Annotated in this window: 17 protein-coding genes; 11 read left to right on the forward strand and 6 right to left on the reverse strand. The window is 63.9% G+C overall.

Annotated elements, in window-relative coordinates; all coding sequences use genetic code 11:
- Positions 1-13: 13 nt before the first annotated feature.
- From AC0L2H_RS18005 to AC0L2H_RS18020, 4 genes are all read left to right on the forward strand, one after another.
- The gene (locus tag AC0L2H_RS18005) at positions 14-724 is read left to right on the forward strand and encodes an ABC transporter ATP-binding protein (RefSeq protein WP_473591458.1); all 711 of its coding nucleotides are present in this window, start codon (positions 14-16) and stop codon (positions 722-724) included.
- Positions 724-3,273: an ABC transporter permease gene (locus AC0L2H_RS18010; RefSeq protein WP_473591459.1), complete on the forward strand. Its 2,550-nt coding sequence runs from the start codon at positions 724-726 to the stop codon at positions 3,271-3,273. Before AC0L2H_RS18005 ends, AC0L2H_RS18010 begins: the two co-directional genes overlap by 1 nt.
- 229 nt (positions 3,274-3,502) lie before the next feature.
- Entirely contained in the window at positions 3,503-4,282 is a 780-nt protein-coding gene (locus AC0L2H_RS18015; protein WP_473591460.1) for a Bax inhibitor-1/YccA family protein, read from the forward strand.
- 116 nt (positions 4,283-4,398) lie between these two features.
- Positions 4,399-4,971, forward strand: coding sequence for a GNAT family N-acetyltransferase (locus AC0L2H_RS18020; protein ID WP_473591461.1), 573 nt, complete (start codon positions 4,399-4,401; stop codon positions 4,969-4,971).
- Between the two features lies 1 nt (position 4,972).
- Here the strand turns inward: AC0L2H_RS18020 and AC0L2H_RS18025 are convergent, their stop codons facing one another.
- Positions 4,973-5,359, reverse strand: a complete 387-nt coding sequence (locus AC0L2H_RS18025; RefSeq protein WP_473591462.1) for a DUF2794 domain-containing protein — start codon at positions 5,357-5,359, stop codon at positions 4,973-4,975.
- A gap of 432 nt (positions 5,360-5,791) precedes the next feature.
- A complete protein-coding gene (locus AC0L2H_RS18030) occupies positions 5,792-6,559 on the reverse strand; it encodes a DUF1223 domain-containing protein (protein ID WP_473591463.1) in 768 nt (255 codons plus the stop codon).
- 180 nt (positions 6,560-6,739) lie between these two features.
- Here AC0L2H_RS18030 and AC0L2H_RS18035 point away from each other — a divergent pair, with 180 nt between their 5' ends.
- Complete coding sequence (locus AC0L2H_RS18035; RefSeq protein WP_473591464.1) at positions 6,740-7,399, forward strand: ceramidase domain-containing protein; 660 nt, start codon at positions 6,740-6,742, stop codon at positions 7,397-7,399.
- A gap of 109 nt (positions 7,400-7,508) precedes the next feature.
- Here AC0L2H_RS18035 and acnA read toward each other — a convergent pair whose 3' ends face one another.
- A complete protein-coding gene (gene acnA / locus AC0L2H_RS18040) occupies positions 7,509-10,199 on the reverse strand; it encodes an aconitate hydratase AcnA (RefSeq protein WP_473591465.1) in 2,691 nt (896 codons plus the stop codon).
- A gap of 285 nt (positions 10,200-10,484) precedes the next feature.
- Between acnA and ccmA the strand changes: the two genes are divergently transcribed.
- The 4 genes from ccmA to AC0L2H_RS18060 all read left to right on the forward strand — a co-directional run bounded on the left by ccmA (position 10,485) and on the right by AC0L2H_RS18060 (position 12,809).
- Positions 10,485-11,087: a heme ABC exporter ATP-binding protein CcmA gene (ccmA, locus tag AC0L2H_RS18045; RefSeq protein WP_473591466.1), complete on the forward strand. Its 603-nt coding sequence runs from the start codon at positions 10,485-10,487 to the stop codon at positions 11,085-11,087.
- A 196-nt stretch (positions 11,088-11,283) separates the two neighbouring features.
- Positions 11,284-11,949: a heme exporter protein CcmB gene (ccmB, locus tag AC0L2H_RS18050; protein ID WP_263792158.1), complete on the forward strand. Its 666-nt coding sequence runs from the start codon at positions 11,284-11,286 to the stop codon at positions 11,947-11,949.
- 120 nt (positions 11,950-12,069) lie between these two features.
- Positions 12,070-12,237 (forward strand): heme exporter protein CcmD, encoded by a 168-nt coding sequence (gene ccmD, locus AC0L2H_RS18055; RefSeq protein ID WP_473591467.1) that lies wholly within the window; start codon positions 12,070-12,072, stop codon positions 12,235-12,237.
- A complete protein-coding gene (locus tag AC0L2H_RS18060) occupies positions 12,234-12,809 on the forward strand; it encodes a DsbE family thiol:disulfide interchange protein (protein ID WP_473591468.1) in 576 nt (191 codons plus the stop codon). The genes ccmD and AC0L2H_RS18060 overlap by 4 nt, the downstream gene beginning before the upstream one ends.
- Before the next feature lie 27 nt (positions 12,810-12,836).
- Here the strand turns inward: AC0L2H_RS18060 and AC0L2H_RS18065 are convergent, their stop codons facing one another.
- Positions 12,837-13,004, reverse strand: coding sequence for a hypothetical protein (locus tag AC0L2H_RS18065; RefSeq protein WP_008873374.1), 168 nt, complete (start codon positions 13,002-13,004; stop codon positions 12,837-12,839).
- 297 nt (positions 13,005-13,301) lie between these two features.
- On the opposite strand from AC0L2H_RS18065, the gene AC0L2H_RS18070 reads away from it, so the two are divergent.
- Both AC0L2H_RS18070 and AC0L2H_RS18075 read left to right on the forward strand, forming a co-directional pair.
- Positions 13,302-14,219, forward strand: a complete 918-nt coding sequence (locus AC0L2H_RS18070) for an SMP-30/gluconolactonase/LRE family protein (RefSeq protein ID WP_473591469.1) — start codon at positions 13,302-13,304, stop codon at positions 14,217-14,219.
- Positions 14,220-14,378: 159 nt separating this feature from the next.
- Positions 14,379-14,585 (forward strand): tautomerase family protein, encoded by a 207-nt coding sequence (locus tag AC0L2H_RS18075; protein ID WP_473591470.1) that lies wholly within the window; start codon positions 14,379-14,381, stop codon positions 14,583-14,585.
- Positions 14,586-14,784: 199 nt separating this feature from the next.
- On the opposite strand, the gene AC0L2H_RS18080 is transcribed toward AC0L2H_RS18075, so the two are convergent.
- Together AC0L2H_RS18080 and AC0L2H_RS18085 are read right to left on the reverse strand one after the other, a co-directional pair.
- Positions 14,785-15,321: an NADPH-dependent FMN reductase gene (locus AC0L2H_RS18080; RefSeq protein ID WP_473591471.1), complete on the reverse strand. Its 537-nt coding sequence runs from the start codon at positions 15,319-15,321 to the stop codon at positions 14,785-14,787.
- 33 nt (positions 15,322-15,354) lie between these two features.
- Positions 15,355-15,975, reverse strand: coding sequence for a pyridoxamine 5'-phosphate oxidase family protein (locus tag AC0L2H_RS18085; protein WP_473591472.1), 621 nt, complete (start codon positions 15,973-15,975; stop codon positions 15,355-15,357).
- Positions 15,976-16,032 lie beyond the last annotated feature (57 nt).

The raw sequence follows: 16,032 nt of genomic DNA on the forward strand, positions 1-16,032 counted from the left end.
GGACGATTTAATTGTGACAGAAGCCGTCATCGCGCTGAAAGACGTATCGCTGACGCTCGGTGAAGGCGCGTCCTCCGTCCATGTGCTGAAAGGCGTCAGCCTCGATGTGGCAAGCGGCGAGGCAACCGGCATCGTCGGCCCATCGGGTTCGGGAAAGTCGACGCTGCTGATGGTGCTTGCAGGCCTGGAGAGGGTCGATTCGGGTACGGTACGAATCGCCGGTGAGCTGCTGAACGGCAAGAGCGAGGACCAGATCGCATCGTTTCGGGGGCGAAACATCGGTATCGTGTTCCAGTCTTTCCACCTCATCCCCAACATGACGGCGCTCGAAAATGTCGCGGTGCCGCTTGAGTTGGCCGGCCATGCCGATCCATTTGGCGTGGCGGCGCGAGAGCTGGCGGCCGTCGGCCTGAGCGACCGCGTCACCCATTACCCCGGCGAATTGTCGGGCGGCGAGCAGCAGCGCGTGGCGATCGCCCGTGCGCTGGCGCCGTCGCCGCGTATCCTGATCGCCGACGAGCCGACCGGCAATCTCGACCAGTCGACGGGGCGGCAGGTCGCCGATCTGCTGTTCGCCAAGGCAGCCGAGCGCGGCATGACGCTGGTGCTGGTCACGCATGACCCGGCGTTGGCCGCGCGCTGCTCGCGCCAGGTTTCGATGCGCTCGGGCCGGATCGAGGACGCAGCCGTGCCGTCGCCAACCGCCGGCAAGGTGCCGGCCTGATGTCGCTATCGCGCACGCTGAAACTCGCTTTCCGGTTTTCGCTGCGAGAGATGCGTGGTGGTCTGTCCGGCTTTCTGATCTTCCTCGCCTGTATCGCGCTTGGCGTGGCGGCGATCGGCGGCGTCAATTCGGTGGCGCGCGCCATTACCGCCGGCGTCGCCAACCAGGGCCAGACGCTGCTTGGCGGCGACCTGCGTTTCCAGATCAACCAGCGCGCCGCGACGCAAATCGAGCAGGCTTTTCTCGATGGGCTGGGCACGGTCTCGCACAGCGCCAATATGCGCTCGATGGCGCGGCTCGAGGACGGATCCGACCAGGCGCTGGTCGAGGCCAAGGCGGTCGACCAGGCCTATCCGCTGTATGGCGCGCTGGAAACCGAGCCGGCAGTGTCCAGGCAAGATCTGTTCGGCGAACGGTCCGGCGTTTTCGGCGCCGCAGCACCCGATCTGCTGTTCGAGCGACTGCATCTTGCGATCGGCGACCGGCTGAAACTCGGCAGCGCCACCTTCGAACTGCGCGCCAGGCTGGTCAGCGAGCCGGACGCCGTGTCCGACGGCTTCGGCTTTGCGCCGCGGCTGATGGTCTCGACCGACGGGCTTGCCGCGTCCGGCCTGATCCAGCCGGGCAGCCTCGTCGAAAATGCCTACAAGATCCGGCTGCCCAGTGGCGCCAGCGAAGCTGATATCAAGGCCATACAGGACCAGGCCGCCAAGGAATTTCCCGAGGCTGGCTGGTCGATTCGCACGCGCAGCAATGCCGCGCCGGCGCTGTCCTCCAATATCGAGCGCTTCTCGCAGTTCCTGACCCTGGTCGGGCTGACGGCGCTGGTGGTCGGCGGCGTTGGCGTCGCCAATGCGGTGCGCGCCTATCTCGACGGCAAGCGTGGCGTCATCGCCACCTTCAAGAGCCTGGGGGCTTCGGGCGGTTTCGTCTTTGCCGTCTATCTCGTGCAGATCCTGATGATCGCCGGCCTCGGCATCGCGCTTGGCCTGGTGCTCGGGGCGCTGATGCCGTTCGCGGCGAGCGCTGCGCTGCAATCCGTCATTCCGGTGCCGGCGGAAGGCGGCTTCTATCCCGGCGCGCTCGGCATGGCGGCGCTGTTCGGGTTGCTGGTGACGCTGGCCTTCGCGCTGCTTCCACTCGGCCGCGCGCGTGACGTGCCGGCGACGGCGCTGTTTCGCGAAATGGGCTTCGAAGGCCGCGGTTTTCCGCGCCTGATCTATGTCGCCGCCGCGCTCGGCATCGCGCTCGCTCTGGCGGCGCTGGCCATTCTGTTTTCCGGCGACCGCCGCATCGCCTCGATCTTCGTCGGCGCCACCGTCTTTGCCTTCCTGGTGCTGCGCGTCGTCGGCGTGCTGGTGCAGTCGGCCGCCAGGAAGAGCCCGCGCGTCCGCTCGACGGCGCTCAGGCTCGCCATCGGCAACATCCATCGGCCGGGCGCACTGACGCCGTCGGTGGTGCTGTCGCTCGGGCTCGGGCTGACGCTGCTGGTGACGCTGGCGCTGATCGACGGCAATCTGCGGCGGCAGATCTCCGGCAGCCTGCCGGAGCGGGCGCCGAACTTCTTCTTCGTCGACATCCAGAACAGCGACGTCGATGCGTTTTCCACGCTGGTCGGCAAGGAGGCTCCGGCGGGAACGCTGGTCAAGGTGCCGATGCTGCGCGGCCGGGTGATGGCGCTGAACGGGGTCGATGTCGGCAAGGTCAAGGTGCCGGCGGAAGGCGCCTGGGTGCTGCGCGGCGATCGCGGGCTGACCTACGACGCCAGGTTGCCCGCCAATGCGACGCTGACCGATGGGACATGGTGGCCGGACAATTATACCGGCGAGCCGCTGGTTTCGTTCTCCGCCGAGGAAGGCAAGGAGATCGGGCTGAAGCTCGGCGACACCGTCACCGTCAATGTGCTCGGCCGCAATGTGACGGCCAGGATCGCCAATTTCCGCCAGGTCGAGTGGGAAACGATGGGCATCAATTTCGTCATGGTGTTCTCGCCCAACACATTTGCCGGCGCGCCGCACGGCTGGCTGGCGACGCTGACCGAGAAGAACGCCTCGGCGGCCGACGATGCCCGCCTGCTCAACGCGGTGACCCGGGCCTTTCCGGCGGTGACGACGGTCAGGGTCAAGGACGCGCTCGACATCGTCAACCGCCTGGTAGCGCAGCTTGGCACGGCCATCCGCGCCGCGGCCGGCGTGGCGCTGATCGCCTCGGTGCTGGTGCTGGCCGGCGCGCTCGCCGCCGGCAACCGGGCCCGCATCCATGACGCGGTGGTGCTGAAGACGCTGGGCGCCACCAGGAAGACGCTGATCGCGGCCTTTTCGCTGGAATACATGCTGATCGGGCTTGCCACGGCGATCTTCGCGCTGGCGGCGGGCGGGATCGCAGCGTGGTTCGTTGTCGCACGCATCATGACGCTGCCGTCGCATTTCATGCCTGAAGTGGCGGTGGCCACGATCGTTTTTGCGCTGGCGGTCACGGTCGGTATCGGCCTTGCCGGCACGTGGCGGGTGCTCGGCCACAAGGCGGCGCCGGTGCTGCGCAATCTGTGATTCGCAAGGGCCGACTGAGCGGTATTTGATTAAATCTCGTTCATGTAGCGCCATGAAAGCGAATAAATCCGGATTTTCGACGCCTCACGAAGCATTACACCCGGTTACGGTCTTGTTCTTGTCGTCAAGAACCATCATATTTCGCGGCAGGCATGCTGGAGCCCCGCCAGCGGCGCCTTGGTCCGAATTGACCTGACACCCGACGGGGCAGAAGCAATAGAGGACTACCATGGCTGAACCCATTCGTAATTATCAGACGCGCGCCGTGCCCGGCGCCGGCGTCGACGTCTCCATCGACCAGGGTCTGCGCGCCTATATGGTCAAGGTCTACAATCTGATGGGGCTTGGCCTGCTCATCACAGGCCTGGCTGCCGTCGGCACGATCATGCTGGCCACCACCAGCGATCCGGCTTCGGCTGTTGCGACGCTGCCGAGCGGCGAAATGCTTACCTCGTTCGGCTACGCGATCTTCGGCTCGCCGCTGCGCTGGGTGGTGATGCTGGCCCCGCTGGCCGCCGTGCTGTTCCTGTCGTTCCGCGTCCAGTCGATGAGCGTCTCGGCCGCGCAGACCACGTTCTGGGTCTACGCCGGCCTGGTCGGCCTGTCGCTGTCGTCGATCTTCCTGGTCTATACAACGGCCAGCATTTCGCAGACCTTCTTCGCCACCGCCGCGGCCTTCGGCGCGCTGTCGCTCTACGGTTATACGACCAAGCGCGACCTGACGGCGTTCGGCTCGTTCCTGGTGATGGGCGTATTCGGCCTGATCATCGCGATGGTGATCAACATCTTCCTGCAGTCGTCGGCTTTGTCCTTCGCCGTTTCGGCGCTGGGCGTGCTGATCTTTTCGGGCCTGACCGCCTATGACACGCAGAAGATCAAGGAGATGTATTTCGAGGGCGACGCCACCGATGTCGCCGGCCGCAAGGCGATCATGGGCGCGCTGACGCTCTATCTCGACTTCATCAACCTGTTCATGTTCCTGCTGCAGTTCATGGGCGACCGTCGTTAAAAGCGCAGGTCGGTCCACTGGACCAGTGAGTTTGGAAGGGGCGGCCCAACGGCCGCCCTTTCCTTTTGTGGCTGCCTTTGCTGTTATGAAAGGCAGATGAACGGCTTGCATAAATTATGAGCAGAATCACGATACGGCCCGCCAGATCAGCGGACCTCGACCGGATCACGGAAATCTATGCCGACGCGGTGGCTCATGGCACGGCGAGCTACGAGCTCGAGCCGCCGAGCCGCGCCGAGATGGGGAGCCGATTCGACAGCCTGAAGGCGGGCGGCTTTCCCTATCTGGTGGCGGAAAAGGACGGCGCCGTGCTCGGCTATGCCTATGCAGGCGCCTTCCGGCCACGCCCGGCATACCGCTTTGTCGTCGAGGATTCCGTTTATGTCGCGCCCGAAGCCAAGGGTAAGGGTGTCGGGCTCAAGCTGATGCAGGGGCTGATCGAAGCGGCCAAGGCGGCGGGCTTCCGCCAGGTCATCGCGGTGATCGGCGACGGCCGTCCGGACAGCGCCTCGGTGCGGCTGCATGAAAAGCTCGGCTTTCGCCATTCGGGTCGCCTGGAGGGCTCCGGCTACAAGCACGGGCGTTGGCTGGACACGGTGTTCATGCAACTGCCGATCAATGACGGGGCGCTGGCTCCGCCCGATCCAAACTCGCTGCCCGAGCAGAGATTTCTAAAACAGAAACAGTGATTTAAGCCTTGACCAGCTTCAGCTTGCCGTCGAAGACGCCAAGCACGCGGCCGAGCTCCTGGCCGCGCTTGAGGATGCGGCCGCCAGCGGCAATGACGGCGAAAGCGCCTTGCTTGCGGGCCAGCTTCGGATCCTTGACGATCTGGAACAAAGGCACCTCGCTGGCGCGGCGGAACACGGAAAACACAGCACGGTCGGCAAGATGATCGATGGCATAGTCGCGCCATTCATTGGCGGCGACCATGCGTCCGTAAAGCCTGAGAATCTGGTCCAGCTCGCGCCGTTCGAAGCGCACCGGCTGGTCGAGGCGTTCGCGTCTCGCCTCATGCAACGGGATCAATATTGCGGATGCGTCCCCATCCTCCGTCCCGCTGCCGCGATCAGTCATGCCTCGATCCTTCGAATGAATCTTTCGCCGGCCAAAGTTGACGCTTTCAGCATGGAATTGCAAGGCCCGGTCGGGCCATGGCAGCGTCGGGGCCGTTTCCAATGTGTCCAGTCACGTTTTGAAACGATCGTTGGAATTGGTGATGGTCCGCCACAATTCTGCCTTTTTTTATCCGCGCTCATGCCCCAATGTCCGACGAATTTACCGGCGTTGCCTGAGACGGTTCGGTCCGGCACCGGCTCGTAAACCCCAAGCCCCCCGCCCACGGGTCTGCGTCGGATCGAACCAACCTCGGTTTTCCCTTGGGGAAAATCAGGTGCGACGATCCCAAAACCTAAATGACCGGCGTCAGAAGCAAGCTGGCGCCGGTTTTTTATTGGGCCGGGTGGAGCGCTTTCCTTCTCCCACAAGTGGAGAAGGAAGAGGCTGTGGTTAAGGCTTGCGGATGAAGGCGGCGCCGAGGATGGGACCGGGCAGGCCGTCCTTGCCGACCGACTGCAGCAGCACGGCACAGCCGCCCTTCTTCTTGGAAATCTCGCTCAGCGGCAATTCGTAGCGCTGCGCCTTGCCGTGCCACATGCCGGCGGTCTGGATGCCGGAGACGGCGTTCCAGTAGGTCATGCTGCGGCCGGTATTCTCGCCCTTGGCGATCGTGACCGTCTGCGGCGGGTCGAAATAGACGATGACGACGTGGGCGTCGCTGGGGCCGGTTCCGGCATCGCCGGTATCGATCATGACGCGGTCGCTGGTGCGGCTGACCTTGATGCCGACCCGCATGCCTTCGCCTGATTTCTCCATGCGAGCGAGCGCGCCATCGACGTCCCTGCGGCTGGCGCCGTTGACATGGCTGCGGCCATTGATGACGGCCTGCGGCGTATAGACGGACCGGCTGCCGAAAGCGCGCATATAGTCATACTGCCGCTCGGTGTTCTCCTTGCGGCTCAGCGTGTCCTGCCAGCCGAGATAGTCCCAGTAGTCGACATGATAGGCGAGCGCGACGATGTCCCCCTTGGCGGCAAGCTCGGTAAAGAACTCGTCGGCCGGCGGGCAGGAATTGCAGCCCTGGCTGGTGAAAAGCTCGACCACGCCCAAGGGCCGGTCAGACTGGAGCTTGTCGGCCTCGCCGGCAAGACCATTGCCGGCAAGCACCGAGAAGGCCAGCGCAAAGGCCGCAAGCCGCAATGGTCTTCGAGATGTCATGGCCGTTCCAATTCCCGCCGGTGATGCCGGCCTTGTTCTGATTGCTGAAATATGTGGCAGAAGCGACAGTCAACGTGAAGTCACGTTGCGGTGAAATTTTGCCGTTGCAACCACCGGCAAAGCAGCCATAGGAAAGGCCTGCACTGTAAGGTAGTGACAGATTCGGGCGGCAATATCAGCATGTGGCAAACTTTCCTGACGCCGATCGACCTCTATTGCGAGCGGACCGGGCCGGAATTCTGGGCCGAACCGGTCAATGCCTTGACCAACCTTGCCTTCATCGCGGCCGGACTGTGGGGTGTTCGGGAAGTGCGGCGGCGCGGCACCGGCACCTTCGCCGAGGTGCTGGCCTGGTGGGTGGTGGCGATCGGCATCGGCTCGGCGCTGTTCCACACCTTTGCCAATCACGGTACGATCTGGGCCGACGTGCTGCCGATCGCCGGCTTCACGCTGGCCTACACGCTGTTCAACCTGCGCCGCTTCCTCGGCATGAAATGGGGCAAGGCGATTGTCGTCTTCGTCGCCTTCTATGCCGTCGCCGGGCTCATCACCTTCGCCGTGCCGGATTGGCTGCGCCAGGCCTCGAACGGCACGACCGGCTATCTGCCGCCGTTCCTGGCGCTTGCCTTCTTCGGCGCCTGGGTGGCGGCCAGCGGCAATCGCGCCGGCTGGTACAATCTGGCGGGCTCGGCGATCTTCGTCGTGTCGGTGATCTGCAGGATGGTCGATCCGCTGGTCTGCGGCAGCTTTCCGCTCGGCACGCATTTCCTGTGGCACATTTTCAATGCCGTGATGCTTGGCGTGCTTTTGGCGGCGACGGCGCGGTTTGGGAAGCAGTAGGGCAGTAGGGCAGTAGGGCAGTAGGGCAGTAGGGCAGTAGGGCAGTAGGGCAGTAGGGCAGTAGGGCATCCTTTTCCCTACTCCCTTACTCCCCTATTCCCTTGCTGCTTTAAGCCGCCAGATCGCGCAGCACGTACTGCAGAATGCCGCCGTTCTTGAAGTAGTCGAGCTCGTCCAGCGTATCGATGCGGCAGATGATCGGCACATTCTTCACCGTGCCGTCGCCATAGGTGATCCTGGCGACCATTTTCTGGCGTGGCTTGATGGCGTCCAGCCCGTCGATCTCGACCAGCTCGTCACCCTTGAGATTGAGCGAGGCCCAGGAAGTGCCTTCCTCGAAGACGAAGGGGATGACGCCCATGCCGACCAGGTTCGAGCGGTGGATGCGCTCGAAGGACTGGGCGATGACGGCGCGGACACCCAGAAGATTGGTGCCCTTGGCGGCCCAGTCACGCGACGAGCCGTTGCCATATTCGACGCCGGCGAAGATGACCAGCGGAACGCCTTCCTTCTTGTATTCCATGGCGGCGTCGTAGATCGACGTCTCTTCCTTCGACGGATAGTGGATGGTGTAGCCGCCTTCGCGGCCGTTCTCGCCCAGCATGTGGTTGCGGATGCGGATGTTGGCGAAGGTGCCGCGCATCATCACCTCATGATTGCCGCGGCGCGTGCCGTACTGGTTGAAGTCGGCTACGCCGACGCCATGGTCGGTGAGGTATTTGCCGGCCGGCGACGCCGCCTTGATGGAGCCCGCCGGCGAGATGTGGTCGGTGGTTATCTTGTCGCCGAAGAGACCGAGAACGCGGGCGCCCTTGATGTCGCCGATCTTGCCGAAGCCCGAGGTCATGCCGGCGAAATAGGGCGGGTTCTGCACATAGGTCGAATTGTCGTCCCAGGCATAGGTCTGGCCTTCCGGCGCCTTGACCTTCTGCCAGTGCTCGTCACCCTTGAAGACGTCGGCATATTTGCGGGCGAACAGTTCGCGGGTGACGTTCTTCTCGATGAATTCCTGGATCTCGGCCGAGCTAGGCCAGATATCCCTAAGGTAGACCGGATTGCCGTTCTTGTCCTCGCCGAGCGGCTCGGTGGTCAGGTCCCTGGTCACGGTTCCGGCCAGCGCGTGAGCGACGACCAGCGGCGGCGAGGCCAGGTAGTTGGCCTGCACGTCGGGCGAGACGCGGCCTTCGAAATTGCGGTTGCCGGACAGCACAGCGGCAGCGATCAAACCCTTGTCGTTGATGGTCTTGGAGATCGGCGCCGGCAGCGGGCCGGAATTGCCGATGCAGGTGGTGCAGCCGAAGCCGACCAGGTTGAAGCCGATCTGGTCGAGCTCCTTCTGCAGGCCGGATTTCTCCAGATATTCGGCCACCACCTGGCTGCCCGGCGCCAGCGAGGTCTTGACCCACGGCTTCTGCTTGAGGCCGAGGCGGTTGGCGTTGCGCGCCAAGAGGCCGGCGCCGATCAGCACGCTCGGGTTCGAGGTGTTGGTGCAGGAGGTGATGGCGGCGATGACGACATCGCCATGGCCGAGATCGTGCGAGGTGCCTTCGACGGCGTAGCGCTTGTCGATTTCGGCGGCCTTCCTGTATTCGGTCTCCATCGCCTTGGCGAAGCCGGCCGGGATGCCTTCCAGCGCAACGCGGCCTTCCGGTCGCTTGGGGCCGGCCATCGAAGGCACGACATCGCCGAGCTCGAGCTCGAGCAGGTCGGTGAAGACCGGGTCGGCCGAGCCGGTGTCGCGCCACATGCCTTGCGCCTTCGCATAGGCCTCGACCAGGGCGATGCGGTTTTCGTCGCGGCCGGACATGGTGAGATAGCGGATGGTTTCTGAGTCGACCGGGAAGAAGCCGCAGGTGGCGCCATATTCGGGCGCCATGTTGCCGATGGTGGCGCGGTCGGCCAACGTCATGTTGGACAGACCCGGACCGAAGAATTCGACGAACTTGCCGACGACGCCCTTCTTGCGCAGCATCTGGGTGACGGTCAGCACGAGGTCGGTGGCGGTGACGCCCTCCTTCAGCCTGCCGGTGAGGCGGAAGCCGATGACTTCGGGCAACAGCATGGAGACGGGCTGGCCGAGCATGGCGGCCTCGGCCTCGATGCCGCCGACGCCCCAGCCGAGCACGCCGAGGCCGTTGATCATGGTGGTGTGCGAATCGGTGCCGACGCAGGTGTCGGGATAGGCGGTGGTTTCGCCGTCCTCGCTATTGGTCCACACGACCTGGCCGAGATATTCGAGATTGACCTGATGGCAGATGCCGGTGCCGGGCGGCACGACGCGGAAGTTGCGGAAGGCCTGCTGGCCCCATTTCAGGAATTTGTAGCGCTCCTCGTTGCGCTCATATTCAAGCTCGACATTGCGGGCGAAAGCCATCGGCGTGCCGAATTCGTCGACAATGACGGAGTGGTCGATGACCAGGTCGACGGGCACCAGCGGATTGATCTTCTGCGGGTCGCCGCCGAGCGAGGCCATGGCGTCACGCATGGCGGCGAGATCGACAACGGCGGGAACGCCGGTGAAATCCTGCATCAGCACGCGGGCCGGGCGATAGGCGATCTCGACGCCGGCGGTGCCCTTGTCTGTCAGCCAGCCGGCGACCGCCTGGATGCTTTCCTTGGTGACGGAACGGCCGTCCTCGTTGCGCAAGAGGTTCTCCAGCAGCACCTTCATCGAATAGGGCAGCTGGGCGATGCCGGTCAGGCCGTTCTTCTCGGCCTCGATGAGGTCGAAATAGGCATAGTCGGCACCACCCGCGGTCAGGGTGCGGCGGCAATTGAAACTGTCGAGGGATTTTGACACGTGCGATCCGTCCTTGTCTGTTCAGCCTGAAAGGGAACGGACGCCGATGGCATGCAATCACGCGCAAAGGTGCGGGTACGGCCATTTCCGCTGTCCGTTCCCAAGCAACCCGAGCCGTTCAAGGCGGCGCGTGCGCTGGTTCGGCGCAAATTCTGTTCCCGTGCCGACCGCTGGCACGGATGCCACGCATATAGAGAATTTCCTGGAATAGTTCTAGACAGTCGAAAGGCTATTTTGTGCGATGCGGTACCTGCCGCGGCGCCGTGTTTTCGGGACGGGCAAGGAATGCGGCTGATCGCCGAAAATCTGGGCGGCGAACGGGGTGGCGAAACGGTGTTTTCCGGCATCGGGTTTGCTCTCGAGAAAGGCCAGGCGCTTGTCGTCACCGGGCCGAACGGCGTGGGCAAATCGACGCTGCTCAGGGTCATCGCCGGACTGCTGCCGGCGGCGGAAGGTCGGGTGCGGATCGAGGGCGGAGCGGCGGACTTTCCGTCGGTCGCCTCGGCCTGCCACTATCTCGGCCATCAGAACGCGATGAAGCCAGCGCTCAGCGTAGCGGAAAACCTGCGCTTCTGGCGCGATTTTTCGGGCGAGCCGGCGCTGAGCGTCGAAGAGGCGCTGGACACGGTCGGGCTTGATGGCATCGGCCATCTGCCGTTCGGGTATCTGTCGACGGGGCAGCGCCGCCGCACCGCCATCGCGAAACTGCTGGTCAGCCGGCGGCCGCTGTGGCTTCTCGACGAGCCGACGGGGGGGCTGGACAAGGCTTCGGAAGGACGGTTCGGCGGGGTGATGACGAAGCACTGTCGGGACGGAGGGATGATTGTCGCAGCGACGCATCTGCCGCTGGGGATTGAAGGGGCGAGGGAATTGAGGATGACCGGGTAATGTCGGCGATCCTTCGCGCCCCCCTCTGTCCTGCCGGACATCTCCCCCTCAAGGGGGGAGATTGGCTGTCACAACTGCTTTCGCCAATTTCGTTCGTTGAAAGTTGGGCGCAGCAACGAAGCTGCCAATCTCCCCCCTTGAGGGGGAGATGTCCGGCAGGACAGAGGGGGGTGTTCAAGCGCGAGCATCTCAAAACATGCTAGCCCTCTTCCTGCGCGACATCCGCCTCTCCATCCGCGCCGGCGGCGGCGCATTGACCGGCGTCATTTTCTTCCTGGCGGTGATTGTCACCATCCCCTTCGGCGTCGGGCCGGATCTCAACCTGCTGGCCCGCATCGGTCCGGCAATTCTCTGGATTTCCGCCCTGCTCGCCTGCCTTCTCGGCCTCGACCGGCTGTTTCAGGCCGACCGCGAGGACGGCTCGCTCGATCTCCTGGTGCTCGGCAACGACCGGCACATGCTGGCGCTGACAGTGCTGGTGAAATGCCTGGCGCATTGGGCAGGCAGCGTGCTGCCGCTGGTGATAGCGGCGCCCTTGCTCGGCCTGTTCATGAACATGGCGCCGGTCGGCATCGGCGCCACGGCGCTGACGCTCCTGGTCGGCACGCCGGCGATCACCTTCATCGGCGCGGCCGGCGCGGCGGTGGCGGTGGCGTTGCCACGCGGCGGGCTCTTGATCTCGGTGCTGGTGCTGCCGCTGATCATCCCGGTGCTGATCTTCGGCGTCTCGGCAAGCTATGGCGCGGTCGCGGATCCCGACCCGTTCCTGCAGCCCTTCCTCATTCTTGCCGCGCTGACCCTGTTTCTTGCCGTACTGGGGCCGGTGGCGGCGGCGCTGGCACTGCGGCATGGGACGGATTAGGGCAATGGCTGCGTCGCTGCGGTCGATTGCGAAGCCGATGGCGCAAGGTTAAGGGATAAGCATGTTCGAACGCGGCGAAATGCTCGGGCTGGAAAGTGGTACGCTCGCGGAGCGGCAGGCATGAGCGTGCATGCGCTCTATGTGGCGGCCGCCTATGCCATCACGGCCGTGGTGCTGGCCGGGCTGATCGGCTGGATCCTCATCGACCAGCGGGCGCGCAAACGCGATCTCGCCGAACTGGAAGCATCCGGCGTGCGACGCCGCTCCGACAAGGCCGGGAAATCATGAATACGCAAACAGAAGCGCCGGCGCGCCGGCGCCTGATCGTGCTGTTGCCGCTACTGGTCTTCATGGCGCTGGCGGGGCTGTTCCTGTTGCAGCTTTTGTCCGGACGCGACGTTTCGGAAGTGCCGTCGGCGCTGATCGGGCTGCCGGCGCCGCCGACAAATCTGCCGGCGCTGGAGGGTGTGAACCTGCCCGGTCTCGATTCGAAAGCCTTTATCGGCAAGGTCACGCTGGTCAATGTCTTTGCGTCATGGTGCGCGCCGTGCCGGGAAGAACATCCGGTGCTGCTGGCGCTGTCGCAGGACAAGCGCTTCAGCATGGCGGCGCTGAACTACAAGGACCAGCCGGAAAATGCCCGCCGCTTCCTTGGCGATCTCGGCAATCCGTTCCAGGCGATCGGTGTCGACGAAGCGGGGCGCGCGGCGATCGACTGGGGCGTCTACGGCGTGCCGGAAACCTTCGTCATCGGCAAGGACGGCAAGATCGCCTACAAACATGTCGGCCCGCTGACGCCAGAGACGGCGAGAGATCTTTTGCTGCCGCAGATCGAGAAGGCGCTGGCCGCATCAGGGTGATGCGGCGTTGCCTTCGGTCGACCGAACTCAGCCGTAGATCTGCTTGTGGACCTGGTAGAGCATTTCCGAGCGATCGGCGCGCATGTCGGCCAGATCGCGGCTGGAAAAGCTGTCGATTTCGGCGACGAGGCGGTTGTAGTGGCGGCGCTTGGCGATGCTTGCGCGAGCGCGGCTCATGAGGCTGTCGAGGATCATAGCAAGGTTCCTTCTGTGCCGCATTCTCGCGGCCGGTTGTTCCTCCCTTGATCGATACGGAGCATGACATAGTAATGGTGCGTTGCAAAAAGAAGATGTTGCAATGCACCATTGCGCTGCACGCATAGCGGGTTAACATCGCGGGCCGCGGTTTCAACGAAGCCTCATGCCCACCGCCGCCGCGTATCAAGCTTTTTTGTCCTACAAATGCGAAGCTGCGACGCGATCGAATCTTGCCATATCGATCGCCGGCTGGCTTGATCGCGCGGCATTTTGGATTGGATGACTGGAGGAAACATGCCCGCCGAAGACTATGAAATTCTCGATCCGCGTTTCGCGCGGCTGTTCAACGGCAATGCGAATGTCGACAGACTGTACACCGGGTGCCGATGGGCCGAAGGGCCGGCATGGTTCGCGGCCGGCCGCTATGTGGTCTGGTCCGACATCCCCAACAACCGCATGCTGCGCTACGACGAGACCGACGGCAGCGTCGGCGTGTTCCGCCAGCCGTCCGGCAATTCCAACGGCAACACCGTCGACCGGCAGGGCCGGCTGGTCACCTGCGAGCATTCAGGACGGCGCGTCAGCCGCACCGAGTATGACGGGTCGATCACCACCATCGCCGCCAAATGGCGCGGCAAGCGGCTCAACTCGCCAAACGACGCGGTGGTGAAATCCGACGGCTCGATCTGGTTCACCGACCCGACCTACGGCATCGATACGGATTATGAGGGCGACAAGGCCGAGAGCGAGATCGGCGCCTGCCATGTCTACCGGGTCGATCCGGGCACCGGCGACGTCGAGGCGGTCATCACCGACATGGTCAGGCCCAACGGGCTCGCTTTCTCGCTCGACGAAAGCAAGCTCTATGTCGCCGACACCGGCCGCACGCACGGTGCTCAAAACCCGGCGCATATACGGGTGTTCAATGTCGGCAAGGGCGGCAAGAAGGTTTCGGGCGAAAAGATCTTCGCCGACTGCACGGCCGGCCTGTTCGACGGTTTCCGGCTCGACGCGGACGGGCGCATCTGGACCAGTGCGGCCGACGGCATCCACTGCTACGATCCGGACGGCACGCTGATCGGCAAGGTCAAGGTGCCGGAGGTGACCGCCAACTGCGTCTTCGGCGGCAACAAGCTGAACTGCCTCTACATCGCCGGCACGACCTCGCTTTACATGGTCCGGCTGATGGTCAACGGGGCCAAGACTTATTGAGGCTGCTCGAAACTCTTTTCTGGCGGCCTTTGACGGCGTTTCTGCGCTTACCCGCAGTGCCCGCTGCACTGCGGTTTCCGGTGCCACCACCCGGTTCGCCAGAGCGAATTTCGAGTCCGCTTGCTGACGGCAGCCAACAAAGTTCAAAGGGAGAAAATCATGCCATTCGTCAACATCCGCATCGTCAAGGAAGTCATCGCCGCCGATCCCGCCGGCAAGAAGGCTGATATCGCCAAAAAGGTCACGGCGGCCATCATGGACGCCACCGGGTTGAACAATGAAGACGTCTGGGTGGTCTTCGAGGAAGTCAATGCGCGCGACTGGTACGTCGGCAAGACCGATGTCGAGACGCTGAGGAAGGGGTAGCGCGCCTGCAACGTAGGGTACGGGCGCGCCCTTTCATTCGTCATCCTCGGGCTTGACCCGAGGATCCATGCCGTGACCTTTGACATAGAGTGCTGCAGTGCAGAATTCTGTAAGCGCCGCAGCGCCTTGATGTAACGGCATGGATCCTAGGGTCTGCGCCGCGTCGCTTCGCTCCTTGCTCCGCCCTAGGATGACGAGACTATGTTTGCCTGCGGATGAAGTCGGCGAAGGCCAAGAGCGCATTGCGCATCGCAAGCACATTCGTCGGTTCTGCCAGGGTCTTCTCCACCTCCGGCGGTTTCTTGCCGAGCAATGCGATTTCCAGCGGCGTGCCGTCATAAAGTGCGAAAGACATCGTGCGCATGATCTCGGTCAGGGCGGCGCGGGCGAACAGCGAGCGCGGCGAGGCGTGCACCAGCGTGGCCGGCTTGCCGACGGCTGCATCGCGCGAGACCAGCCAGTCGAGTGCGTTCTTCAACCCGCCCGGCACGCCATGGGCATATTCCGGGCCGGAGACGATGACGCCGTCGGCTTTGTTGACCGCATCGATCAGCATCGTGGCCTTGGCCGGCGTCCGTTCGCCCTCGTCGTCCGGATTGAAGATCGGCAATCGGCCGAGTCCGTCATAGACGGTGACACGGCAGCCGGGCGGTGCGTTTTGCGCCAGAGCCGCGATCAAGGCCGAATTGGTGGAGGCGGTCCGCAGGCTGCCGGAGATGGCGAGGATGTTCAGCAAGGGTGCGCTCTGACGTATCGTGGCCTGCGCGGACTACCACATCGTGTGTTTGTATTCCTCGTCCAGCCAGCGATCGGTTGCCTCCGCGGAATCGGCGACCGCGAGCTGGTCGCGCAGTATCTGGCCGAGCGTCGGCAGCGTCGCGCGGTCGTACCAGGTCTCCGGCTTCCACAGGTCGGAGCGCATGAAGGCCTTGGCGCAATGCATGTAGGCGGCCTTGACCGTCACCACGACGATGCTCTGCGGCTGCTTGCCGTCGACGGCGAGGCGCTCGCGCAAGCCGGCATCGACGGTGATGCGGGCATCGCCATTGACGCGCAGCGTTTCGTTCATGCCCGGAATGAGGAATAGCAGTCCGATCGACGGGTTGAGAAGGATGTTCTCCAGCGTGTCCAGCCGGTTGTTGCCGGGGCGATCGGGGATGGCGATGGTCCTCTCGTCGAGCACGGCGGCAAAGCCCGGCCTGTCGCCTTTCGGCGTCACGTCGGCATTGCCGGCGCCGTCGGATGAGCCGATCAGCACGAAGGGGCTCTTGCCGATGAAGGAGCGGCAATGGCCGTCCAGCGCCCGCAACTCCTTGCGGATCGAACCGTCGGTCGGTCGCGGCGTCTTGTAGACCGTCCTCAGCTCGTCGCGCGTGGTGATGAACTCCATTCCCGTCTCCTCCGTTCGGTCCGAATGGACAACCTATCGACCCAGGGAAAGCGCTCC

It is taken from the genome of Mesorhizobium sp. WSM4871, assembly GCF_055811295.1.